Below are 23500 nucleotides of genomic sequence, written 5' to 3' on the forward strand. Positions count from 1 at the left end.
AGTCAGAGGGTCCCGACTGTCATGCATCATGCGAGCATCACCGTGGCGCCGGACCGCAGCGCCCAGGTGACGATCGCCGGCCAGAGCACGGAGCATCCGGATCTGGGGTCGGCGATGACGCAGCTGACCCACTGGGCCCGCGAGACCTCCCACGACATCGCTGTGGCCATCTCGGACGGAACGACGCTCAGTTCGCTCACGATCGCTGCGACCGGGCAGGTACAGGCAGGCTCACCGGCCCCCCTCTCCCCCACAGCGCCTCCCGAGGATCCGTCGCCAGCGCCGCCACGGCCGCAGACGGATCCCGCCGCCCCACCGCGCAGCCATCCGCATATCCTGGAGGAGCCGGACGACGACGTCCCGACGCAGCCGCTCACGGCACCGCAGTCGCCGCAGTCGCCGCAGTCACCGCCCAGCGACTCTCCGACAGCCGCGGACCCAGCGTCGACCACCTCGCTGGCGGAGTCGTCCGTGCCGACCGACGCTGAAGGCCCCGCCTACCCGATCGGCACTGCCTACTCAGGACCGGCAGCCCCCCAGCCCACTCCGTCCACTCGGCGCATCGATCGGGCACCGGCAGGGGACCATGCACGCGCTTCCTCCGCCGCGGACGCGGAGTCGACTCCGGCTGACGGCACGAACGGAACGAGTTCGGGACCGATGGGCTCGGAACGGAGCGCCGGCACCCGACGTGCCGTGACTCGCCGGGCCACTGCGCCGCGCAGCGCATCCGCTCGTCGGAGGCGGAGCAGTACCCGACTCACCGTACCGAGCATCGTGCTGATCGCGCTTCTGGTCCTGGCCGCCGTCCTCTTCTTCCTGCCGAACTTCATCGGAACTCCCACGCCCGACGACTCGGATTCGGCGCAGAACTCACAGGCACCCACCCGCGCCCCTCTCACACAGGCGGACGCCTCCACTCCAGTACCCGGATTCGCCTCCGACGCAGCATGGGAGACCAGGGTCCCGCAGAATGCGTCCGTGACAGCGACCTCCCGCGGCGTGCTGGTCGTCGACGGCGACGAGGTCACGATCATCGATCCGGCAGACGGCTCTGAGCGACACCAGGAGTCGTACGACGGGTCCGTGACCTTCGCCGCAGACACCACCGTGGACGGTCAGCCGGCCCTCGTCTGGCAGCACGACGAGACCGTGCAGGCCCTCCTCGACGGAGAATCGCAACCCATCGAATACGAGCTGACCCCTGAGGCCCGGCTCTCGTCGGCGGGCACCTCCGTGCTGATCCGCGACGGGAACGCCCTCAGCACTCTGGGCGAAGAGGGCCTCGTGTCCGTTCCGACACCCGCACCGGGCTCCACCCCCATGGCCCTGGACGGAGACGAGCTCATCAGCTCACCGTTCAACGGCCCCCTCTCGCGAACAGACATCGACACCGGCGAGAAGGCCGAGGTCGAGCTGGAGAGCCCAGGGGAAGGCCTGGAGATCAAGGAGTGGAAGTCCGCCGGGCACGGCCTCGCGATCAGCGTGTGGGGCGACCCCGGCGCCAGCACGAACAGCGGCCACCGACTGCAGCTCGTCGTCCACAGCCTGGACGACGGCGCGGTCGCCTCCATCAACGAAGTCTCCAGCGCGGACATCGGCGAAGCAGGGTGGACTCGAGGTCAGGGGTATTCGCTCGCATCGGTCGGCCCCTACCTCTACGACCTCGACACCGGGCTGCTCATTCTGGACGGAACGGATTCCGGCATGCAGTTCGGAGAGCCCCGCGGCAACCTCGTGCCCGGCACCCTGAACGGCGAGCCGGTCATCGCAGGAGGGCTCCAGTCCGACGCGCCGACAGCATTCTCCACCAACGCAGACCTCCTCGCCGTCACGGACGACTCGCGGTTCGCCATCACTCGTACGGGTGCCGACCGGATCACCGCGTACCCTGCAGGATGACCCGAATCCACGCCGTGCGGTGCCTCCGGTCGCTCTGCCTGGCCCCCATTCCGCACCACCCGCGATGTGCTTGTCGCCACCTGCAACGCGATGTGTAAGAATTGTCCACGCGCTGATCGCACCGACGCGCACCCGCTGGATAGGATGACGAGGTCGCTCCGGCCCATCCGCCACAGAAGGTTCTCCCACGTGTCTTCACCCATGCTCGCTCGCACGGCGCTCTCCGCTGCCGTCACGGCAGCGCTCGTCAGCGCGCCCGCGATGATCGGCGCACCCGCTTCCGGGTCCGTGGCGGGCAGCGGAATCAGTGTGCTGGGTACGACTGCAGCGGTGCCGATCGCCACAGCGACCCCGACGGATGAGCCTTCCGCGTCCCCCGAACCCAGCGGCGCCCCCGACGACGACCAGTCGGAGGAGCCTCAGAACGAACCGGAAGGCGATGAGTCGCCCGGTCAGGACGAGGACGAATCAGTGCTGCCGGACGGCTCGTTCGGTGTTCGCAGCGCCTCCGACCGAGACACCTTCGCGCTCTACGACGGCAGCGGGGATCTCTTCGACGCTGAGGACGAGGACTTCGATCACTCCGACATACACATCCCACTCCCGGACCCCCAGGGGGAAGAGCGCGACTTCGTTCTGACGGAGAACCGCGCTGCGCTCGATCTCGTCACCCCCGATCACCCAGAGGGGGAACGGTTTCGCCCGAATGCCAACGAGGAGGGCGAGAGGACATTCGCCTTCGATGTCGCCGACGACGGGACGATAGGAGAGGTCTCCGAGACCACTCCGGACGAGCCGGACGAGCCCCAGGAGTCCGAAAGTCCAGAGCCGGGCCCGCCCCCCGAACCGTCTCCCACACCGCCTCCCACTCCGGACCCCACGCAGGACCCCACACCGAGTCCTCCCGACGACCCGGATCCCACCGATGAGCCGTCCTCTCCGCCTCCGCCGACGGATGACCCTGATGACGGCGACGACCCTGTGGACGAGGGCGACGGCGATGGATCGGACGAGGAGGACTCCGAGGACGACCGGGGTGATGACATCCTGGACGATCCATCGACCGGCAACGGATCGGATGACGGCGACAGCGACGACTCCCGCGAAGAAGTGCCGAGCGGGGACGATGATTGGGTGCCGACGGGCCCGCAGCGTCCTGACTACTCCGATCCGGTCCCACAGCCCCCGGGTGCGGACGACGACGACTCGATCACCCCGGACGACGAGGAGAGTGCGGAGCCGCAGGCCGGAGACGACGAACAGGACTCCGACGATCTCGCAACCGATTCCTCCGACGACGGGGACGGCCGCGACGGCGTGCCGTGGCAGATCGGAGTTGTTGTTGCGATCGGGGCGGCCGCGATCGGCTTCATACTCTTCGTGGCGGGTCGACGCCGCAAGGACTGACCCCCGGATGTCCCGTACCGTGTGAGGTGAGGGAGCCGGATCCGCGCTCCCGTCCATTCAGCCGCCGCACAGTCGGCGCCACCGCCCGGAAGGGGACGCTATGACCGCAAAGGGTACGTTCGTCTACGGCCTCGACAAGGAGAATTCACTCGCACTGAGTTTCCCCGCGCATGAGGCCAGGACACTCGAAGTCGCACTGTTCGACGAATTCGACCACGGCCGTGGTGTGCGCGTGACGTTCCACGTGATCATCGGCAAAGCGTCGGGATATCGGACCTTCTATCTGACCGCGGCGGCCCCGATCCACTTCGCCTACAGCGATCAGGACGAAGCGGCACCCGACGAGGAACTGCTCGCACGCTTCCGGACTGCCATAGCGGAGAAGCGTGCACTGCACTTCCCCGTCGAGAGGATGCCGGGAGAGGTCGAGGCATGACCACTCGCACGGCGCTGCTCATCGTGGACGTGCAGAACGACTTCACCGAGGGCGGTGCTCTCGGCGTGAGCGGTGGCGATGCGGTCGCCGCCGGCGTGACCGTCCTGCTCCGCGACAGCGGAGCCGACTACGAGCTGATCGTCGCCTCCCGTGACTGGCACGATGCCGACGGCGACAACGACGGGCACTTCGCGACCGGCGAGCCGGACTTCGTCACGAACTGGCCGGTGCACTGCGTCGCGGGAACAGCAGGGGCGGAGTACGATCCGGAACTCGACACAGCTCCTCTGACCCATCACGTGAAGAAGGGGCAGGGCGCGCACGGATACTCCGCGTTCGACGGTGTCACGGAGGACGGAACGCGTCTGGCGGAGCTCCTCGTCGGCGTCGAGCAGCTCGATATCGTCGGCCTCGCCACCGACCACTGCGTGCGCGCGTCAGGTCTGGACGCCCTCGACCACGTCGCGGAGGTCCGCGTCCTCACGGACCTCATCGCCGGGGTGGGAGAGGACTCATCCCTCGCCGCACTGGACGAACTCGTCGCGAAGGGGGCGACTCTCGTCTGAGCCGCGCTGAACAGTCCCAGCACATGAGAGCGGGGCGCCACAGAGATCTGTGGCGCCCCGCTCTCATCTGTGATCAGACCAGGTCAGACGAGGGAGATCCCCTCGTCGTGGGCTTCCTTCCACTCCTTGAAGAAGGAGCGCCCGATGATGGTCATCACGACGGCCACCAGGACGGGCCACACGAGGCTGTACGCGGTGAGTGTCACTATTCCTACGCTCATATCAGTTGTCCTCCTTCTTGGGAACGGATGCGGATCCCCCACTGCTCCGCGGGGAGTCGTCGATCGCGACAGCGGAGCGGTCTGCTGCTCCGGGCGCGTCTGCAGCCTCTGCCACGACTGTGTCCTCGTCCTCCGACTCGTCGAAGTCACCCGTGCGCTTGCGGATGAGCGAGAAGTCGAAGTCATCCTTCTGACGGAAGGACATGAAGTAGCAGACCAGCGTGCTCACCGCGTAGGCGACGAGCGATGCGCTGAGAGTCGCGTAGTCGTGCAGGAATCCGATGACGAACGGCGCCGACAGCAGGAGTGCCGCTCCCGCGACGATCTTCGCCACACGCAGGCCGAAGAATCCGAACGACATGAGACCCAGGATGACGGCGATGCCGACCGCCGACAGGATGTCGACGAGGATCCCGAGCGGACCGACGAGCGGAACCAGCTCGAACCGCACCGGGATGAAGATCACGAGTGCCGCGATCACTGCAGTCGTGAACGCCTTGTTCGTGACCTTGCCCCAGTAGAAGCTGGCGAGCACGGGGAACACGAGTGCTCCCCACAGCGCACCGACGAACACCAGCAGGTCGAGGATATTGAGCTGCAGGCTGGCGAACGCGACCGCGACCGCGGAGGCCAGGATCATCGTCAGACGACCGATGAAGAGCATCGTCTTGGGGTTCGCCTTCTCCTTGCCCGCGACGTTCTGGCCGTAGACGTCGGCCATCATGATCGAGGACAGGGCCGCGAGGTCCGAATCCGCCGTCGACGACAGCGCGCCGATGATCATGACGAAGAACACTGCGAGCAGGATGCCCGGGAGATAGCTTGCGGCCATCTCCGGAATGATGTTGTTGACATCGCCGTTCGAGGGTTCGAAGCCCAGGTACAGCGCGAGCACACCGATCATGCCGACGCCGATCACCATGGCGCCGTACCCGATCGTCGCGGTGAGGAACGTGGGCTTGATGAGGTCTTCGCGCACTGCGAAGAGTCGCTGCGCGATCGTCTGGTTGCCGATCGCGTATGCGAGCACCGCCGCGATGTAGGGAGCGCCCTGTCCGAGGAACGCCTCACTGGAGAAGAAGCTGCCCTGTGCAGGGGTGAGGTTCTGCGCACCCGTCTCGAATGCGGCGGGGAATCCTGCGGCGAAGAAGATGAACGGCACGATGACCGCCACCGCTCCGAGCATCGCCATGACCTGGATGAAGTCGGTCAGCACGGACGCGCGGAAGCCCGACCACAGGGTGTAGAGGAGCACACCGGCGGCCACTGCGAGGACGCCCTGGATGAAATTGAACGGCGACAGCATGGAGATCAGCACGCCGCCTGCGATGAAGTTCGACATGAGGCTGATGACGCTGCCGACCACGTTGGATCCCGCGAGCATGAGCTGGCTCGAGCGGCCGTGGCGCGCGTACATGACCTCCGCGATGCTGTGCGCCTTGGGGGCGACACTGCGGATGCGCTTGCCGAAGGGGTAGATGAAGAGAATCATCAGGGCACCCCAGAGCCCGTAGTGGATGGGGCCGGACACCCCGTATTCGTAGCCTGATGACGCTGACGCGTACATCGACGAGGCCCAGATCCACGTTGCAGTCATACTCGCGGCAGAGATGCCGAAGCCGATCTTATTGCCGGCTGTCATGTACTCGTCGGCGTTCTCCTTCTTCTTCCGGATCACCCGCGAGATCGCGTAGGTGCCTCCGTAGAAGACGACGAGCAGCAGTACGATGGTTACGGCGCCGAACTGTACTGCAGAAGAGTCATTCATGCGCCACCTCCCTTTCGACGTTGGGTGAGAATCTTGCGCAACCGGGGGTTCCCGGCTGCGGTCAGGTCCTGCACGTCCCGTCCCGCGGGGGCGAAGATCCGCGGAAGGTCATCTAGCGACGCGCACATGCCCCTCGCTCGATCAATCACTTCCCTTCACGCTCTCGTGTTCGACTGCTTCCGGCTCGGAGATGCTCGACGGCTCGAGGGCAGGGCGGGGCCGCTGTGAGAAGACACACGACCGCCCTGGTCTCTGTGGTGCGGGGTCGGCGCCAGTGGCGTGGCTCTACAGCGCGTCACCGCCTGGAGCTCTCCGACTCATGCTGTCGCGGCCTTCTTCACCGCGCCGCAGCCATCATCCGAACTGTGAACCGGCTGAGAGTCGGCTCACAAACGAACACAGTACCACGGTCTCGAGCGAACCTCTGCGGGCATCCGAAACCACGCCCTCCGGTGATGCCCGCCACTCTTCCGCGGATGACCGGGATCCGAGTTGGAACTGGCTCACGGGATATGTATAGTTATCTCTCGTTGCGCACCTCTAGCTCAATTGGTAGAGCAACTGACTCTTAATCAGTGGGTTCCGGGTTCGAGTCCCGGGGGGTGTACAGAAGAAGGCCCGTCACCAGGTTCCAGACCTGGTGACGGGCCTTTGCCATGGGCCTGCGCGAGTCACATCCGGCGGCTGCCGCTAGAGGTACATGCCCGTCGACTGGTCATCGTCGGGCTCCGCGATCGCGTGGACGTCGCGTTCACGCAGCAGCAGGTAGGCGGTGGCGTCGATCTCCACTTCTGCGAGCTCTTCCGGATCGAACAGGATCGAATCCCCGATCTCGACCTGCCGCACGAGCGGTCCCGCAGCTGCGACGACGCCCCAGGCGAGCCTCCTGCCGACGGCGGCGGTCGCCGGGATGACGATGCCTGCAGACGACTTCCGCTCCCCCGTGTCCCTGTCCGGCTGGACCAGGAGGCGATCGTGGAGCATCCGTATCCGCACGTCCGGTGCGGTGTCGGGCACCGGGCTGCTGTCTGACGCGGCGTCGGTCGGATCAGCCACGCTTGCCACGGGACGCGAAGATCCCGATCGTCGCGACCGTGACGAGCAGGACTCCGCCGGCCAGCGCCAGACGATCCACCTTGGGGCGGCCCTCTTCGTCGATGACCACGGACTTCACGGAATCCGCTGCGCTCGCCGTGAGCGCCTTCGGGTGCAGTCGCCCGACGAGCTCGTCGATGCCGGCCGCAAGGCGCTGTTCGCGCAGCCGGATCGATTCGGAGAGCTGGTCGCGCGAGGCATTGTCGACGGTCACTTCAGAGGTGTACACGTTGCTGGACATGCGCTCACTTCCTCACAGGCGATGGTGTTCGCGGCGCGTCGTGCGCCTTCGAGAACCGAGCCTACCGCGTCCGCCGCTCCCAGTAGGGTGGGGAGCACACCGACACACCCACTCTTCAGAGGAGACCATTCCCATGACGCGCTTCGAGCCCGGCGACACCGCACCCGATTTCACACTGCCGGATGCGCAGGGGAACGACGTGAGCCTGTCCGATTTCCGCGGATCCCGCGTCGTCGTGTACTTCTACCCCGCGGCGATGACGCCCGGCTGCACCACCCAGGCGTGCGACTTCCGCGACTCTCTGGGCGCGCTCACCGCCCAGGGGATCACCGTCCTGGGTGTGTCCCCCGACAAGCCGGAGAAGCTCGCACAGTTCGCCGAACGCGACGGACTCACCTTCCCCCTGCTGTCCGACGCGGACAGGGCGGTCATGACCGCGTGGGGCGCGTTCGGTGAGAAGAAGAACTACGGCAAGGTCGTCCAGGGCGTCATCCGCTCGACGATCGTCATCGACGCGGAGGGGACGGTCGAACTCGCGCAGTACAACGTCCGCGCGAAGGGTCATGTGGCCCGCATCCGCAAGCAGCTGGGCATCGACGACGGCTGACCGTCGCCACCGCTGTAGAATCACCGGAGCGCGCGTGTGGCGGAATCGGTAGACGCGCTGGATTTAGGTTCCAGTGTCTCAGGACGTGGGAGTTCGAGTCTCCCCACGCGCACTCCCGGGTCTCGTCGCGGACACGACCGTGAAGCGACGGTCCCTCGCCCACTGCTCCACATCGCTGAAACGGTGCTGGAGGTGCGAGCGGTACCGCAGATGCGAGTTGTACACGATGACCAGGCGTCCGCCGGGTCTGAGCAGATCAGCCGCAGCATCGATGAGGTCGTGGGCGATGTCGGTCGTCATGCTCGTCCCGTCGTGGAACGGCGGGTTCAGCGTGACGAGGTCGAAGGACCCCTCTGCGAAGGCCACGGACTCTGTCGGACCCTCACCGTCGCCGCCGGCGCCCGCGTGGTCCACGGCTTCCTCCGTCCGCCACGGCAGCGGGCGGGTGGCGTCCACGTGCCGGACGAGCGCAGGCTCCTCCCCCGGCCGCACAGACGCGGCCGTGAGCGCGGTGGATTCGACAGCCGCCCTCGAATCGTCGACACCGAAGAGCGACGCGTGCGGCAGGAGAGAGCCGATGGCTGCGAGCAGCCAGCCGTTCCCGCTCCCGAGGTCCAGGACCCGCACACTGCCGGTCTCACCGGTGCGTCCGTCTCCACCGCCGGGGACCAGTGTGGGCAGACGCCGTGCGAAGGCAGTGAGGAGGATCCGGGACCCGGGATCTGCGCTCGCACCGCCGAAGGCACCGGGATAGGCACTCACCTGTATCTCCGGCACCCCTGCCGCCGGCGATGACGCCGCGCTCTGGACGGGGATCCGCGGACGGGTGAGCGGCGTCAGGCGATCATCGGTCGACTCCCGCCGGAGGGGCGCGAGCCTCTTCGGACCGCTGGCGATGAGGAGTCGTGACTTCGCTCGGCCCGGGGACACATCGAGACGCTCGTACGATTCGGCGAGGAGTCGGTTCAGCGACGGACTCATGTGCTTCTCGCGGCCGACGACCACGACCTCGGTCGCGAAGGCCTCCACCAGGCGCAGGTGCTCCCGCAGGACGGCGACGTGCTTGGGTGCATGGACCACGACGCGCAGTGCTGCGGACTCTCCCACGAGTGCGGCGACGGCCTCGGCAGCGCTGTCGTGGAAGCCGACCGCGGACCGCACAGACTCCGGCAGAGCCTCGAATGCCGCACGGCAGGCGTGCCCGGCGGAGGCGGAATCCGTCGCAACGGCGGTCCGGCGTGCGCCCGTGAGCGCGACGACCAGTGCAAGGCTCCCGTCAGGATCGTCCAGGACTGCGGTGGACGCAGCCGCGTGGGGAGCATGCGTGGTCTCGTCGACGGGGACATCGCCTGCGGCGGCTCCGCCGACCGCGTCGGCCACCGCACGACCGGAGATGTCGAGGTCGCCCGCTGCCCGACCAGCCAGGTACTCCTCGAGGATGCGGGCGTCCGCGTGACCCTGTGGCCAGTCGGACGACCAGCCGACCAGCACCTCGTCGGCGTCCGCCAGGCGTCGTTGGGCGGCAGGATCGTCTTCCGACAGCAGAGACCGGGGCATGACCTCGAGTCTACGTGCTTATAGGGTGAAGCCAGGTCGACCGAAGAACGTACTCCTAGGAGAGCAGCATGACCATCCTCGTCGGTTACACCCCTACTCCCGCCGGCCGCGCAGCCGTCGACTTCGCCATCGAAGAGGCGCAGATCCGCAAGACGGGTCTGCTGGTCGTCAACGCGGGTGTCGGGGAGCAGCGCGAAGAGGCTGGGGTCGCGGCCCGGGAGCAGATGGACCAGGTGCGCTTCACCCTGGAGAACTCCGCCGTCGACTTCGAGCTCGTCCAGCACCTGCGCGGCCATGACGCCGCCGAAGAGCTGCTCGATCTGGAGGACGAGAATCCGGAGATCACCATGATCGTGATCGGGTCCCGGAAGCGCTCCGCGGTCGGCAAGCTCATCATGGGGTCGACCGGGCAGAGGATCATCCTCGGCTCATCTGTCCCCGTCGTCGCAGTCAAGGCGCACTGACGTCGCCCCCTGCACACGGCGAAGGCCGCGGAACCCCGATGGGTGCTCCGCGGCCTTCGCCGTGTGCAGCGTCGCACCGCGCATGCGGTGCAGCCTCTGAGCGCGGTCACGCTCCGAGCAGCTCGCGGAGCAGCTGGGCGGTCTCCGTGGGAGTCTTGCCCACCTTGACGCCGGCGGCCTCGAGCGCCTCCTTCTTCGCCTCTGCGGTGCCGGAGGAACCGGACACGATCGCACCCGCGTGGCCCATCGTCTTGCCTTCCGGGGCGGTGAAGCCCGCGACGTAGCCCGCGACGGGCTTCGTGACGTTCGCCTTGATGAAGTCGGCTGCGCGCTCCTCCGCGTCGCCGCCGATCTCACCGATCATGACGATCGCCTCGGTGTCCGGGTCCGCTTCGAACGCTTCGAGCGCGTCGATGTGGGTGGTGCCGATGACCGGGTCGCCGCCGATGCCGATGGCGGTGGAGAAGCCGAGGTCCCGCAGCTCGAACATCATCTGGTACGTGAGCGTGCCCGACTTCGACACGAGGCCGACCTTTCCGGCCTTCGTGATGTTCGCCGGGATGATGCCCGCGAGCGCTTCGCCGGGAGTGATGACGCCCGGGCAGTTCGGGCCGATGATCCGGGTCTTGCCGCCCAGTTCGACCGCGTGCGCCCACAGTGCTGCGGAGTCCTGGACCGGGATGCCCTCGGTGATGATCACGAGCATGCCGATGCCGGCGTCGATCGCCTCGAACGCCGCCTCCTTGGAGAATGCCGGCGGCACGAATGCGACGGACACGTCCGCACCGGTCTTCTCCATCGCCTCTGCGACGGAGCCGAACACGGGCAGCTCGATGTCCGCGCCTTTCGCGTCCTTGTGCGTGACAGTCGTGCCGGCCTTGCGCGCATTCACGCCGCCGACGACATCGGATCCGGCCGCGAGCATGCGGGCGGTGTGCTTCGTGCCCTCACCGCCCGTGATGCCCTGGACGATGATCTTGGAATCCTTCGTAAGGAAAATCGCCATTGTTCTAGTCAGTCCTTTCGAGGGCTCAGCGGCTCGCCGCGAGCTCGGCTGCCTTGTCGGCTCCGCCGTCCATGGTGTCGATCTGGGTGACGAGCGGGTTGTTCGCCTCGTCGAGGATGCGGCGTCCCTCGTCGACATTGTTGCCGTCGAGTCGGACGACCAGCGGCTTCGTCGCGGAGTCGCCCAGGATCTCGAGGGCCCTCACGATGCCGTCGGCCACCGCGTCGCACGCGGTGATGCCTCCGAACACATTCACGAAGACGCTCGTGACCTGATCGTCGCCCAGGATCACGTCGAGGCCGTTGGCCATGACCTCTGCCGAGGCGCCGCCGCCGATGTCCAGGAAGTTGGCGGGCTTCACGCCGCCGTGGTCCTCACCGGCGTACGCGACGACATCGAGCGTCGACATGACGAGGCCCGCACCGTTGCCGATGATGCCGACCTCGCCGTCGAGCTTCACGTAGTTGAGATCGAGTTGCTTCGCCTTGAGCTCCAGCGGGTCCTCTGCATCGATGTCGCGCAGCTCCGCGTGGGTCTCGTGGCGGAACTCCGCGTTCTCGTCGATCGAGACCTTGCCGTCGAGCGCGATGATGTCGCCGGCGGCGGTCTGGACGAGCGGGTTCACCTCGACCAGCGAGGCGTCCTCGCCCTGGAAGACGTCCCAGAGCTTCTGGAAGACGGGGACGAGCTTGTCCGTCGTCGCCGCATCGAAGCGGGCCGCCTCCGCGATTTCGCGCGCCTTCGCCTCATCGATGCCGGTGAGTGCGTTCACCGGCACCCTCGCCAAGTCGTCCGGACGCTCTTCAGCGAGCTGCTCGATGTCCACGCCGCCCTCCTTGGAGCACATGGCGAGGTACGTGCGGTTCGCACGATCGAGCAGGATGGAGAAGTAGTACTCGTCCGCGATCTCCGCGCCTTCGGCGATCATGACCCGCTTGGTGACGTGTCCCTTGATGTCGAGGCCCAGGATCTCCTCCGCACGCTGTGCGGCCTCATCCGGGTTGTGCGCGAGCTTGACTCCGCCGGCCTTCCCGCGGCCGCCGATCTTCACCTGCGACTTGACGACGACAGTGCCGCCGCCCAGTGCTTCTGCACCCTTCTTCGCGTCCTCCGGGGTGTCTGCGACCTTCGCCTGGAGCACGGGGACTCCGTGCTCTTCGAAGAGGTCACGCGCCTGATACTCGAAAAGATCCACGTGTATTCCTTCGTGTGTTGTGACACCGGCGGGCACCGCACGCATGCGACCGCGCCGGGTTCCATCTGTGTTTCGACGTCAGAGGGTCTAACCCGAAACTCAGTCTAGACCTCTTGAGAGTCCTGTGAGTGTGGGAAGGGCTACAGCCTCGTGGGCGCCGGCGGAGCACCGGGTCGCGGCCGCAGCGCGCCACGGCGATCACTCTCGCACAAAGAATCTTGACCTCAAGGTATCCTTGCTGCATGTATGAGGAAATGGACGAAGTCGACCGGATCGTCGCCGCGTGGCGCAATGTGCGTCCGGACATCGACGTCGCGCCCATGGAGGTCCTCTCACGCGTCACGCGGCTCTCCCGTCAGCTGGACCGCCGACGGAAGTCGGTCTTCGCCTCCCACGGATTGGAGACCTGGGCGTTCGACGTCCTCTCCTCGCTGCGGCGCGCGGGTGATCCCTACCAGATGTCTCCGTCTGCCCTCACGGTCGAACTCCTCGTCACGTCCGGCACGATGACCAACCGCATCGATCGGCTGGCGAGCGCCGGCTGGGTGTCGCGCCAGCGCGATCCCGCAGACCGTCGCGGCGTCCTCGTGAAGCTCACGGCCGCTGGCCGGCAGAAGGTCGATGACGCGCTCTCGGACTTCCTGGACCTCGAAGCGCAGATGCTGAGGGCACTGGACGACGACGAGTGCGCGTCCCTCGCCGACTCGCTGCGCCACCTCGTCGTGAGTGTCGAGGCAGTGGTCCCCGGCTCAGACTCCGGCTCTGACTCCGCGCATCCGACTGACGACGCAGCGACGCCGGACTCAGCAGCGCAGACCCCCGCTGCGGCGCAGGGCCCCTCCGACGCCGACCACGACTCCGCCCAGCGGACAGCGGGCGGACCGCCCCAGCGCCTCCGACGTCCACCGGATTCCGGGATGCTCCCCGTAGACTGACAGGGATCGTCCTCCTCTTCCCCGACCCGAGGATCCTTCTCATGTCACATGCCCTGCCGTTCAGCAGCCGCACCCGATCCCGCTCGGCACTCACAGTCGCCGGCATCGGTGCCGCCGTCCTGGTCGCCGGCTGCCAGGTCGTCGACGGCGAGCGTCCCGTCGAAACGCCCTCTGTGTCTGCCGAGGACGTGACATCGGTGCCGACACCCTCCGACCTCGACGTCACTCCTGTCATCGATGTGAGCCCCGGCGGGCCGCAGGAGGAGGACCACGTGTGGCAGGGCCTCGCGCAGGCCGTCTCATCCGGGACGGACGCGTACGTGCATGCCTGGGTCCATACGTACCAGGAGGTGCCGGAGGACGGGGAGGCCACGCTCACCCCCGACACACCGGACAGTGTGAGCATCACCGTCGACGACGCATCCGTCATCACAGAGGGGCAGCCGGACTTCTATCTGCTCGATGCGACCGTGGAGGTCGAACAGTTGGGCGACTCCGCCTTCTCCCTCACCGTCGTGGATGCTGAGACACGGTCCGATCTACTCCCCCAGGGGCCGGACGATGAGGCCCGCTGCTCGGCCGACGATGCGAACGAGCGGATCCAGGCCGCCTCCCAGGTGCACGCCGATGTCCTCCGCGAGGAGGACATGGAGCAGCGGGAGCAGCTGCGCCTCCAGTGGGGCGCATCGCCCGCCGTGTGGTGGGGCATCCAGCGCACGGGTTCAGCTCTGGCCGGCACGGACGGGGAGTCAGCGGGCGACTTCCTGCTCGAGGCCTGCCAGCCGTACCTGAGCGACGAAGGCTGACCGCCCGCACTCGCCGGCAGTCGTCGGCCGCCCGCCGAGCTCGTCGGCAGCCCGGCCGTGCTCACCAGCGCTTGGGCGGTGGAGCCGGCTCTGATGGATGCGCGATGTAGTAGGCGATCGCGAGGTCGAACGCGCGGATGACCGACGGCGTGAACAGCGCGACGACGCAGATGACCGCGGGCACGATGGCCGCCGCCGCCAGCAGTGGGCCCCCGCCGAACGTCGAGATCCCGAAGAGCGCCTGCAGAAGCTGCCACGCGATGGTCGCCGGACGCGACCATCGGTGCATGAGCCACAGGGACCGCACGACGACGAGCAGACCGATGCCCAGGATCGCGAACATCACGCACAGTGCGATGAGGGACGTGCCCAGTTCACCGCCGGTCCCCGACATGACGAGGAAAGCGCCGGCGGAGCCCAACAGGACCAGCGCCTCCAGCAGGACGGCGCCCATCACCACGAACAGGGGTCCGGGCCTGCGCGGAAGCGCGTCCGGCGCCTGCGCCGCCTGCGAGGACGAGGCCGCGCCCGTCACAGGTGCGCCCGGGCGAATCCCGGAACCAGCTGCTCGTCGATGATCGCTTCGCGGACTCCGTACGGGAGGAACGCGGATCCCAGCGCGGTGACGGTGACCCACTCCAGATCGTCGATCGTCCATCCCGCCTGATCGACGAGCAGTCGCATCTCACGGCTCACGCTCGTCGCGGACATGAGGCGGTTGTCGGGGTTGACGGTGACCGCGAAGCCCAGCTCCTTGAGTCGGGTGACCGGGTGATCCGCTAGCGAGGTCGCTGCGGCCGTCTGCAGATTCGACGAGGGGCACAGCTCCAACGGCACCTGCTGATCGAGCAGCCAGGCTGCGACGCGGCCCATCTCCGGTGCGGTCTCCACTCCGTCGCCGTCCACATCGCCCATCACGCCGTCGACGGCCGCGGCCGCCGCCCACTGCGCGAAGTCCTCAGTGATCCGCACGCCATGGCCGATCCGCTGTGCGTGGCACACGTGGATCGCTTCGTGGATCGATGCGACGCCGTCGGCTTCGCCGGCGTGGATCGTCACGGGGAAGCCGGCGCGGTGCAGCGTGTCGAACGCTTCGAGGTGGGCGGCGGGAGGGAAGCCTGCTTCCGGCCCGGCGATGTCGAAGCCCACGACCCCCGCATCGCGGTGGCGCAGCGCCAGCTGGGCGATCTCCGATGCTCGATCGGCCTGGCGCATGGCGGTCACGATCTGACCGGCGCGGATCGACCTGCCCGCCTGCGCCGCGACGGCGGTGCCCTCGTCGATTCCGGCCTGCACGGCTTCGACTGCTTCGTCGAGCGTCAGCCCGCCGCGCAGGTGCTGCTCCGGAGCCCACCGCGATTCGGCGACGACGACGCCGTCGGCCACCTGGTCGAGCACCCATTCGCGGGCGACCCGGGTGAGCGCCGGGGCCGTCTGCATGACGGCGAGCGTCTGGTCGAAGGTCTCGAGGTAGCGGGGCAGGTCGCCCGAACTCGCAGCTTCGGAGAACCACGCACGCAGCGCCACCGGGTCCGCCGTCGGGAGTTCATGGCCCGCATCCGCTGCCAGATCGACGATCGTCGCAGGGCGCAGACCTCCGTCCAGGTGGTCATGGAGCGACACCTTGGGCAGGTTCAGGATGGGGTCATCGGCGTCGACTCCCGCGGGAGTCGGAAAGAGTTCAGGATCCACACCCTCAGACTACCGGAGGCGTGCTTCTGCTTCACTCGTCGACCGTATTCGTCGACCTCACTCGTCGTCCGCGTCGTCCTGTTCTTCGTCCCGCCGTTCCCTCTCCTCCGCGAGCGCGCGTCCCAGCCCTGTGATCGAGCCCAGCACCCCGTCGCTGGCAACGACGGCGACGCCTGCGTTGTCGAGGTCTCCGACCGCACGGCGGGCGCGCACCTCGAGCCCGCCCACGAGCTCCGGCACCGCGTCCCGGACGTCGTCCGAGTCCGCCGCCGGACCGTCATCGGAGGCTGCGCCGGGCTCCGCGCTGCGCACGAGGCCCTCCAGCTCCTGCCCGTCTCCGGGCCAGGCGGTGAGCACGGCGCGCATCCCCAGGCCCACATCCGGGATGATCGACGCGACGACCTGATTGCGCACCGGACGAGGAAGGGTCTTCGACCCGTCGGATCCGTACCAGATGAGGATCGGCAGGTCCTCATCCTCCGCCGAGGTCCCCACCGGGTCCTCTCCGGTGCCGGGGTCGTTGCCGCCCTCGTCACCCGCGCCGGCTGCTCCCTCGGCCGTTGCGCCGCCCTCGGCCGTCGCATCCTCCGCCGCCAGGGCGAGGTCGCCGATGTGCTCCGCCGCGCCCTGGGGCGAGGCCGAGCCGAAGGGGACGAGCACGTCGGCACCTGCCGCTGTCGCGGACTCGGCCCACTCGACCCCCGCGGAGGTCGTGTCATCCAGGGTGCGCACGTCGATGGCCCCGCCGTCGACCACCGTCACGTCACCCTCGACCTCGTCCGCACGGGCGTCCACGCCGTCATCGAACGCGGCGAGGAGCTCTGCGCCCTGGAACTGTCCCTTGGCGGTGGAGACGGCTACGGCACCCGTGCGGGTGGCGCTCGCGGCCGCATACCCGGCCAGATACGCCGACTCGCGCAGGTCGAAGTCGACGGTGAGGGCGTTGTCGGGCAGTCCGGCATCCGTGCCGGACCCCACTGCGAGGAACGCACGGTCGGGATTGTCGGACGCAACCTGGGAGAGGGCTCCGGCACCGCCCGGACCCACGAGCACGCTGAGGGTGCAGCCGTCTGCGGCGAAGCGTTCGAGCGCGGCCTGCGTCTGCGCGGCGGTGCTCACGCGCTGCGAGCCGGTCGTGTCCACGACGCCTTCGTTCGCCGCTGTCCGCACCTCGTCCAGGACGGCTTCGCCCATGCCCGCATCGGCGAAGCCGGCGGGCGCTGACACCGCGCACGCGGACGTGCGGGCGATGCCGGTGGGTTCGTCGACAGCGCCTCCACAGCCCGAGGCACCCATGCCGAGGACCAGGAGAGCGCCGGTCGCGCCCAGCCTCACGCGCGCTCCCCGCCGCACTGGTTCACACCCGGCCCGTGGTCGACGCATCCGCGAACGTCTCGAATGCGCCCGCGTCGTCTGCGATCGCACGGAGAGCGATCGAGCACAGGATACGGGCGCCGGTGGCGATCGCACGCTCATCGACCACCAGATCACCCTGGTGGAGGTCGTAGGTCCGGCCACCCGGCGTGCGCGTGCCCAGGCGGATGAGCGCGCCGGGGGTGTGCGCCAGATACCACGCGAAGTCCTCCCCGCCCATCGACTGCGGAGTGAGCTGGACGGAATCCGGGCCGAGGACCTCGCGCACGGCGGTCTCCGCGAGCGACACCTCGGGCTCCGTATTCACGACGGGCGGAACACCGCGCCGGTGGTCCAGATCGACCTGGACCCCGTAGGGGCCGGCGATCCGATCGACCAGGTCGGGCAGGACCTCGGCGACCTGGTTCCACCCGTCCACGTCCAGGCAGCGGAGGGTCCCGGTCAGCAGGCCCGTGCTGGGAATCGCATTCGGGGCGTGCCCGGATTCGATATGACCCCAGACCAGTGAGATCGCGTGCCGGGGATCGATGAGGCGCGACAGGGTGGCGGGCAGATCGGTGGCGAGCCTGCTCAGCGCGTAGACGAGGTCCTCCGTCAGGTGTGGGCGGGATGTGTGTCCTCCGTGCCCGCTCAGACGGATGATCACGGTGTCGCCCGCAGCGGTGATCGGGCCGATGCGGGACCCGACGCTCCCCACGTCGACGTTCGGGTCGCAGTGCAGCGCGAAGGAGCGCCGCACGCCCTCCAGGACGCCCTGTCCGATCATCGTCAGTGCGCCGCCGGGCGTGACCTCCTCGGCGGGCTGGAAGACCAGGCGGATCGTGCCCCCCAGCCCACCGGAGGTCTCCCGATGCAGACGGTCCAGCGCCAGCCCGGCACCCAGCAGGGCTGTGAGATGGACATCGTGGCCGCAGGCGTGCGCGACCTCGGGCACGGTCGACGCCCAGGGGAGGCCGGTGAGGTCGTCCAGGGGCAGTGCGTCGATGTCCGCGCGCAGCACAGCGGAGACGGGCCCCTCGCCCACATCGCAGATCAGACCGGTGGCCGTGACGAACTCGGGTGCGAGGCCGGCCGCACGAAGACGGTCTGCGATCGCCCGGGTCGTGCGATGCTCCTCGAATGACAGCTCCGGGTGGGCGTGGACGTCCCGCCGGAACGCGATCAGCTCCTCACCGAGCTCCGCGAGGATTCGTCCCGCACCGTGTGCACCCGGCTTCTCGATCGTCACGTACGCCCTCTTCCCGCTCATTCCAGTCCGTTGCGCAGCGCATGCACGGCGGAGCAGCCGCGATTCCTGCGACTGGGCCACGAGTCTACTTCTGCCGCCGTCGCGCCCTGCCGGGCCCCGTCAGAGGAGATCGTCGCGGCCCGCCTCCTTCACGCGGTCGACCACCTGCTTCACCTGCTGCGCGTATGCGCGCGACGTCACGAGCAGCGCGTCGTCGGTATCGACGACGACGAGGTCCTCGACGCCCACCAGCGCCACGAGCCGTTCGGTCTCGGAGATCACGACGCCGCGCGACTCGACATCGACCACCTCCACGTCCTCTCCGATCGCAGAGACCCCGCGGACCTCGCCCGGGACCGGCTGGCGGAGCTTCGCGACGGAGTCGAAGTCCCCCACGTCGTCCCACCCGAAGTCCCCGGGGACGACGATGACGCGGCCGGCCGCCGCTGCGGGTTCCGCGACCACGTAGTCGATCGCCTTCTTCTCCAGTGTCGGCCAGACCTCGGACTGGACCGCATCGCGGTCCTCCGTGTCCCACGCGCCGACGATCCGCGTGAGCCCCGCATGGAGATCGGGGGCCTGCTCCTCGAGCAGCTCCAGGAGAACCGAGGCACGCATGATGAACATGCCAGCGTTCCATCGATACCTGCCCGAATAGGCGTAGGTGCGGGCGGTGGCGGCGTCGGGCTTCTCGACGAACTCCGCGGCGCGCCGCGCCGTGGGCGCATCGGCGATCCTCAGCAGCGCACCGGTCTCGATGTATCCGTACGACGTCGCCGGGTACGTGGGGGTGATCCCGATCGTCACGATGTCGCCCGTCGCAGCCGCGGCTGCCGCCGCCTGCTCCACGACGGACAGGAACTCCCCCGTGTTCGTGATCGAATGATCCGCGGAGAACGACCCGATCACAGCGTCGGGGTCCTCACGATGGATGAGCATCGCCGCGAGTCCGATCGCGGCGGCGGAATCCTTGGGCGACGGCTCCGCGACGACGCGGTCGCGGAGCAGATCGGGCAGCTGCCGCCTCACCGCCTCCACGTGTCCTCGCCCCGTGACGACCCAGGTGCGGTCAGGATCCGCCAGCTCCGCCGTCCTCGCCCACGTCGACTGGAGCAGCGTGCTGCCGGTGCCCAGGATGTCGTGGAGGAACTTGGGGCGAGCAGTGCGCGACACCGGCCAGAGCCGCGTGCCGGATCCTCCCGCGGGGATCACTGCGTGGAAGTTCTCGATCATCCCGCCCATTGTTCTCCACCGCCCGATCGGGCGCACCCCAACACACCGGGGCGCCGGAGACGAGCGAGAACGTATTGCGACATGGGAGTGTTCGCTAATAGTCCGGTGGAACAGATCTTCTCGAGGTGCGGGACGGGCATCCTACCCATTCACAGGAAAAATGGAGACTGTGAGAAGCTCGTGGGGTCGACGATTGGCGCAGCCCGTCGTCGCGGCGTACTTTTCAGAGGTACACAACTGTCCGCAATCCACTATGGAGGATGCCCCGTGGCCAAGGCCTCAACAGGCACTCTGTATCGCGGAAGAGAAGGCATGTGGTCATGGGTCCTGCACCGTGTGACCGGCGTCGGCATCTTCTTCTTCCTGCTGGTGCATGTGCTCGATACAGCACTCGTTCGCGTGTCCCCCGGGGCCTACAACGCAGTCATCGACACGTACAAGTCCCCCCTCATGGCGTTCGGTGAGGTCGTCCTCGTCGGGGCGATCGCCTTCCACGCATTCAACGGCCTCCGCGTCGTCGCCGTCGACTTCTTCAAGGGCGGCACCAAGCACCACAAGACGCTCTTCTGGGTCGCCATGGGCCTCTGGCTCGTCGTCATGGTCGGCTTCCTGTGGCGTCACATCCCGAACTCGCTGGGAGGAATCCTCTGATGAGTGCCCCCACCATCCCCGCACCGCGCGCCGGATACCAGCGGTCCAAGGCGAAGGGCTCCGGCTTCGAGCTGGGCGCCTGGCTCTTCATGCGCCTGTCCGGGATCATCCTCGTCGTCCTCATCTTCGGCCACCTCATCGTCAACCTCTGGCTGGGCGATGGCGTGCACCAGCTCGACTTCGGCTTCGTCGCCGGCAAGTGGGCGCACCCGTTCTGGCAGATCTGGGACCTCACCATGCTGTGGCTCGCGATGCTGCACGGCACGAACGGCGTCCGGACGATCATCCTCGACTACGCGGAGCGCCCCGCGACCCGCTTGACGCTGCAGTTCGTCCTGTATGTCGCATCCGCCGTCGTCATCGTGCTCGGCACGCTGGTCATCTTCACGTTCGAGCCGTGCCCGACCGGGGCCGACCCGAGCCTCCTCCCCTCGTTCTGCGAAGCCCCCTGAGGCCTCCAAAGGAGTTCTGACACCTATGCAGGTACATGAGTACGACGTCGTCATCGTCGGCGCGGGCGGCGCCGGGATGCGCGCGGCCATCGAATCGGGGCAGCGCGCACGCACCGCGGTGCTGACGAAGATCTACCCGACCCGGTCCCACACCGGCGCAGCGCAGGGCGGCATGTGCGCGGCACTCGCGAACGTCGAGGACGACAACTGGGAATGGCACACCTTCGACACCGTCAAGGGCGGCGACTACCTCGTCGACCAGGACGCTGCGGAGGTCATGGCCAAAGAAGCCATCGACGCGGTCCTCGACCTCGAGAAGATGGGTCTCCCCTTCAACCGCACGCCGGAGGGGAAGATCGACCAGCGCCGCTTCGGCGGCCATACCCGTGACCACGGCAAGGCCCCGGTCCGCCGCGCCTGCTACGCCGCTGACCGCACGGGTCACATGATCCTCCAGACGCTCTACCAGAACTGCGTCAAGCACGGGGTCGAGTTCTACAACGAGTTCTACGTCCTCGACGTCCTCATGACCGAAGTCGACGGTGTGAAGACGGCCGCGGGCGTCGTCTCCTACGAGCTCGCGACCGGCGAGATCCACGTCTTCCGCGCGAAGTCCGTGGTCTTCGCCACCGGCGGGTTCGGCAAGATCTTCAAGACGACCTCGAACGCCCACACCCTCACGGGCGACGGCGTGGCCGTGACCTACCGCCGCGGACTGCCGCTCGAGGACATGGAGTTCTTCCAGTTCCACCCGACGGGCCTCGCTGGCCTGGGCATCCTCCTGTCGGAGGCCGCCCGCGGTGAGGGAGGCGTGCTCCGCAATGTGGACGGCGAGCGCTTCATGGAGCGCTACGCGCCCACGATCAAGGACCTCGCCCCTCGTGACATCGTCGCCCGATCGATGGCGAACGAGGTGCGCGAGGGCCGGGGCTGCGGCCCCAACAAGGACTACGTCCTCCTGGACCTCACGCACCTCGAGCCGGCGCACATCGACGAGAAGCTGCCGGACATCACGGAGTTCGCCCGCACGTACCTGGGCGTCGAGCCCTACACGGAGCCGGTGCCGGTGTTCCCCACCGCGCACTACGGCATGGGCGGCATCCCGACGAACGTCGAATCCGAAGTGCTCTCGAACAACACGGACGTCATCCCCGGCCTGTACGCGGCGGGCGAGACGGCATGCGTGTCCGTGCACGGGTCCAACCGACTCGGTACCAACTCGCTGCTGGACATCAACGTGTTCGGCAAGCGCGCCGGCATCGCCGCCGCAGAGTACGCGGCGACCGCGCAGATGCCGGAGCTCGAGGAGAACCCCGAGGCCTACGTCGTCGACATGGTCGAGACGCTGCGCAGCTCCGACGGGCCGGAGCGCATCGCAGACATCCGTCGCGACCTGCAGGAGACGATGGACTCGAACGTCCAGGTGTTCCGCACGGACGAGACGCTGCGCGAAGCACTGGACGTCATCGCGACCCTGCGCGACCGCTACAAGAACATCGGCATCCAGGACCGCGGAAAGCGCTTCAACCTCGACCTCCTCGAAGCGGTCGAGCTGGGCTTCCTGCTCGAGATCGCGGAAGTCGTCACCGTCGCCGCGATCCACCGCAAGGAGTCCCGCGGCGGTCACTTCCGCGAGGACTTCCCGGACCGCGACGATGCGAACTTCATGCAGCACACGATGACCTACAGGGATTCCGAGTCCGAGGCGGAGGGTATCCCCGGCATGCGCCTCGAATGGAAGCCAGTGGTCATCACCCGTTACCAGCCGATGGAGCGTAAGTACTGATGGCAGACACCACGCAGACCGCAGAGCCGGCGTCCAAGGTCGACCTCCCGTCGCACCTGGGCGGCGGCGGAGGCGGCGAGATCCCTTCGTTCGACTGCACCTTCCGCATCGCGCGCTTCGATCCTGAGGCGGATCAGGAGGCGCACTGGGAGGAGTACACCGTCACGATGTACGGCACGGACCGCGTGCTGGACGGACTCCACAAGATCAAGTGGGACATCGACGGGTCCCTGAGCTTCCGCCGTTCGTGCGCGCACGGCGTGTGCGGCTCCGATGCGATGCGCATCAACGGTCGCAACCGCCTGGCCTGCAAGACGCTGCTCAAGGACCTCGACACGAACAAGGTCATCACCGTCGAGGCGATCAAGGGCCTTCCGCTCGAGAAGGACCTCATCGTCGACATGGAGCCGTTCTTCCAGTCGTACCGCGAGATCATGCCGTTCCTCATCACGTCCGGCAACGAGCCCACGCGTGAGCGCCTCCAGTCGCAGCACGACCGGGCGATCTTCGACGACACGACCAAGTGCATCCTGTGCGCATCGTGCACGACGTCCTGCCCGGTCTACTGGACCGACGGACAGTACTTCGGTCCCGCGTCGATCGTGAATGCCCACCGCTTCATCTTCGACAGCCGCGACGACGGCGGAGACATGCGCCTCGAGGTCCTCAACGACCGCGAAGGCGTGTGGCGCTGCCGCACGACGTTCAACTGCACCGACGCGTGCCCCCGCGGCATCCAGGTGACACAGGCGATCGCAGAGGTGAAGCAGGCTCTGCTCACACGCAGTCTCGCCTGAGCCGACAGCAGGCTCGCAGGCGCGGCCTGCGAGCGCAGCGCGGCGGGGGAGGTTCCACGGATCCGTGGAACCTCCCCCGCC

At 67.8% G+C, this 23500-nt stretch carries 24 protein-coding genes and 2 tRNA genes; 14 read left to right on the forward strand and 12 right to left on the reverse strand.

Features of this window, described 5'->3' with window-relative positions:
* Nucleotides 1-21 precede the first annotated feature (21 nt).
* The 4 genes from BJEO58_RS11590 to BJEO58_RS11605 all read left to right on the forward strand — a co-directional run bounded on the left by BJEO58_RS11590 (nt 22) and on the right by BJEO58_RS11605 (nt 4311).
* A complete protein-coding gene (locus BJEO58_RS11590) occupies nt 22-1902 on the forward strand; it encodes a hypothetical protein (protein WP_101589635.1) in 1881 nt (626 codons plus the stop codon).
* A gap of 189 nt (nt 1903-2091) precedes the next feature.
* Complete coding sequence (locus tag BJEO58_RS11595; RefSeq protein ID WP_144573805.1) at nt 2092-3309, forward strand: hypothetical protein; 1218 nt, start codon at nt 2092-2094, stop codon at nt 3307-3309.
* A gap of 100 nt (nt 3310-3409) precedes the next feature.
* Nucleotides 3410-3745: a hypothetical protein gene (locus BJEO58_RS11600; RefSeq protein ID WP_101589637.1), complete on the forward strand. Its 336-nt coding sequence runs from the start codon at nt 3410-3412 to the stop codon at nt 3743-3745.
* A complete protein-coding gene (locus tag BJEO58_RS11605) occupies nt 3742-4311 on the forward strand; it encodes an isochorismatase family protein (protein WP_101589638.1) in 570 nt (189 codons plus the stop codon). Before BJEO58_RS11600 ends, BJEO58_RS11605 begins: the two co-directional genes overlap by 4 nt.
* An 83-nt stretch (nt 4312-4394) precedes the next feature.
* Here the strand turns inward: BJEO58_RS11605 and BJEO58_RS15000 are convergent, their stop codons facing one another.
* Nucleotides 4395-4532, reverse strand: a complete 138-nt coding sequence (locus tag BJEO58_RS15000; protein WP_180951935.1) for a putative transporter small subunit — start codon at nt 4530-4532, stop codon at nt 4395-4397.
* A 1-nt stretch (nt 4533) separates the two neighbouring features.
* On the reverse strand, nt 4534-6300 hold the full coding sequence (locus BJEO58_RS11610) for a sodium:solute symporter family protein (RefSeq protein WP_101589639.1): 1767 nt from the start codon (nt 6298-6300) through the stop codon (nt 4534-4536).
* Between the two features lie 534 nt (nt 6301-6834).
* On the opposite strand from BJEO58_RS11610, the gene BJEO58_RS11615 reads away from it, so the two are divergent.
* Nucleotides 6835-6907, forward strand: a tRNA-Lys gene (locus BJEO58_RS11615).
* A gap of 83 nt (nt 6908-6990) precedes the next feature.
* Here the strand turns inward: BJEO58_RS11615 and BJEO58_RS11620 are convergent.
* Together BJEO58_RS11620 and BJEO58_RS11625 are read right to left on the reverse strand one after the other, a co-directional pair.
* Complete coding sequence (locus BJEO58_RS11620) at nt 6991-7284, reverse strand: GroES family chaperonin (protein WP_101589666.1); 294 nt, start codon at nt 7282-7284, stop codon at nt 6991-6993.
* Between the two features lie 64 nt (nt 7285-7348).
* A complete protein-coding gene (locus tag BJEO58_RS11625) occupies nt 7349-7636 on the reverse strand; it encodes a DUF3618 domain-containing protein (protein WP_101589640.1) in 288 nt (95 codons plus the stop codon).
* Nucleotides 7637-7769: 133 nt separating this feature from the next.
* Here BJEO58_RS11625 and bcp point away from each other — a divergent pair, with 133 nt between their 5' ends.
* Both bcp and BJEO58_RS11635 read left to right on the forward strand, forming a co-directional pair.
* The gene (gene bcp / locus BJEO58_RS11630; protein ID WP_101589641.1) at nt 7770-8243 is read left to right on the forward strand and encodes a thioredoxin-dependent thiol peroxidase; all 474 of its coding nucleotides are present in this window, start codon (nt 7770-7772) and stop codon (nt 8241-8243) included.
* Between the two features lie 30 nt (nt 8244-8273).
* Nucleotides 8274-8355 (forward strand) — tRNA-Leu (locus tag BJEO58_RS11635).
* On the opposite strand, the gene BJEO58_RS11640 is transcribed toward BJEO58_RS11635, so the two are convergent.
* Nucleotides 8322-9800: a class I SAM-dependent methyltransferase gene (locus BJEO58_RS11640; protein WP_101589642.1), complete on the reverse strand. Its 1479-nt coding sequence runs from the start codon at nt 9798-9800 to the stop codon at nt 8322-8324. The two genes, BJEO58_RS11635 and BJEO58_RS11640, sit on opposite strands and share 34 nt — an antisense overlap.
* Before the next feature lie 68 nt (nt 9801-9868).
* On the opposite strand from BJEO58_RS11640, the gene BJEO58_RS11645 reads away from it, so the two are divergent.
* Nucleotides 9869-10264, forward strand: a complete 396-nt coding sequence (locus BJEO58_RS11645) for a universal stress protein (protein ID WP_101589643.1) — start codon at nt 9869-9871, stop codon at nt 10262-10264.
* A 106-nt stretch (nt 10265-10370) separates the two neighbouring features.
* Here the strand turns inward: BJEO58_RS11645 and sucD are convergent, their stop codons facing one another.
* Together sucD and sucC are read right to left on the reverse strand one after the other, a co-directional pair.
* The gene (sucD, locus tag BJEO58_RS11650) at nt 10371-11270 is read right to left on the reverse strand and encodes a succinate--CoA ligase subunit alpha (RefSeq protein ID WP_101589644.1); all 900 of its coding nucleotides are present in this window, start codon (nt 11268-11270) and stop codon (nt 10371-10373) included.
* A gap of 25 nt (nt 11271-11295) precedes the next feature.
* A complete protein-coding gene (gene sucC, locus BJEO58_RS11655; RefSeq protein WP_101589645.1) occupies nt 11296-12465 on the reverse strand; it encodes an ADP-forming succinate--CoA ligase subunit beta in 1170 nt (389 codons plus the stop codon).
* Nucleotides 12466-12707: 242 nt separating this feature from the next.
* Here sucC and BJEO58_RS15395 point away from each other — a divergent pair, with 242 nt between their 5' ends.
* Together BJEO58_RS15395 and BJEO58_RS11665 are read left to right on the forward strand one after the other, a co-directional pair.
* A complete protein-coding gene (locus tag BJEO58_RS15395) occupies nt 12708-13400 on the forward strand; it encodes a MarR family winged helix-turn-helix transcriptional regulator (protein WP_373270416.1) in 693 nt (230 codons plus the stop codon).
* A gap of 41 nt (nt 13401-13441) precedes the next feature.
* Nucleotides 13442-14206 (forward strand): hypothetical protein, encoded by a 765-nt coding sequence (locus BJEO58_RS11665; protein ID WP_101589647.1) that lies wholly within the window; start codon nt 13442-13444, stop codon nt 14204-14206.
* 61 nt (nt 14207-14267) lie between these two features.
* Here BJEO58_RS11665 and BJEO58_RS11670 read toward each other — a convergent pair whose 3' ends face one another.
* From BJEO58_RS11670 to BJEO58_RS11690, 5 genes are all read right to left on the reverse strand, one after another.
* Complete coding sequence (locus BJEO58_RS11670; protein ID WP_101589648.1) at nt 14268-14741, reverse strand: hypothetical protein; 474 nt, start codon at nt 14739-14741, stop codon at nt 14268-14270.
* Nucleotides 14738-15898, reverse strand: coding sequence for an adenosine deaminase (locus BJEO58_RS11675; protein ID WP_101589649.1), 1161 nt, complete (start codon nt 15896-15898; stop codon nt 14738-14740). Before BJEO58_RS11675 ends, BJEO58_RS11670 begins: the two co-directional genes overlap by 4 nt.
* Before the next feature lie 57 nt (nt 15899-15955).
* Nucleotides 15956-17233: a BMP family ABC transporter substrate-binding protein gene (locus BJEO58_RS11680; protein WP_180951936.1), complete on the reverse strand. Its 1278-nt coding sequence runs from the start codon at nt 17231-17233 to the stop codon at nt 15956-15958.
* Between the two features lie 22 nt (nt 17234-17255).
* Nucleotides 17256-18521 carry an amidohydrolase gene (locus tag BJEO58_RS11685; protein ID WP_101589651.1) on the reverse strand — a complete coding sequence of 422 codons (1266 nt, stop codon included), beginning with the start codon at nt 18519-18521 and terminating at the stop codon, nt 17256-17258.
* Between the two features lie 99 nt (nt 18522-18620).
* Nucleotides 18621-19733 carry a mannose-1-phosphate guanylyltransferase gene (locus BJEO58_RS11690; protein ID WP_180951937.1) on the reverse strand — a complete coding sequence of 371 codons (1113 nt, stop codon included), beginning with the start codon at nt 19731-19733 and terminating at the stop codon, nt 18621-18623.
* 267 nt (nt 19734-20000) lie between these two features.
* On the opposite strand from BJEO58_RS11690, the gene sdhC reads away from it, so the two are divergent.
* The 4 genes from sdhC to BJEO58_RS11710 are packed head-to-tail and all read left to right on the forward strand — an operon-like array spanning nt 20001 to nt 23419.
* A complete protein-coding gene (sdhC, locus tag BJEO58_RS11695) occupies nt 20001-20384 on the forward strand; it encodes a succinate dehydrogenase, cytochrome b556 subunit (RefSeq protein WP_087007744.1) in 384 nt (127 codons plus the stop codon).
* Nucleotides 20384-20836, forward strand: coding sequence for a succinate dehydrogenase hydrophobic membrane anchor subunit (locus tag BJEO58_RS11700; protein ID WP_101589653.1), 453 nt, complete (start codon nt 20384-20386; stop codon nt 20834-20836). Before sdhC ends, BJEO58_RS11700 begins: the two co-directional genes overlap by 1 nt.
* Nucleotides 20837-20861: 25 nt before the next feature.
* Nucleotides 20862-22622 (forward strand): succinate dehydrogenase flavoprotein subunit, encoded by a 1761-nt coding sequence (gene sdhA / locus BJEO58_RS11705; RefSeq protein WP_101589654.1) that lies wholly within the window; start codon nt 20862-20864, stop codon nt 22620-22622.
* Nucleotides 22622-23419, forward strand: coding sequence for a succinate dehydrogenase iron-sulfur subunit (locus BJEO58_RS11710; protein WP_101589655.1), 798 nt, complete (start codon nt 22622-22624; stop codon nt 23417-23419). Before sdhA ends, BJEO58_RS11710 begins: the two co-directional genes overlap by 1 nt.
* Nucleotides 23420-23500: the final 81 nt, after the last annotated feature.

This window comes from Brevibacterium jeotgali (assembly GCF_900169175.1).
Classification (GTDB): domain Bacteria; phylum Actinomycetota; class Actinomycetes; order Actinomycetales; family Brevibacteriaceae; genus Brevibacterium; species Brevibacterium jeotgali.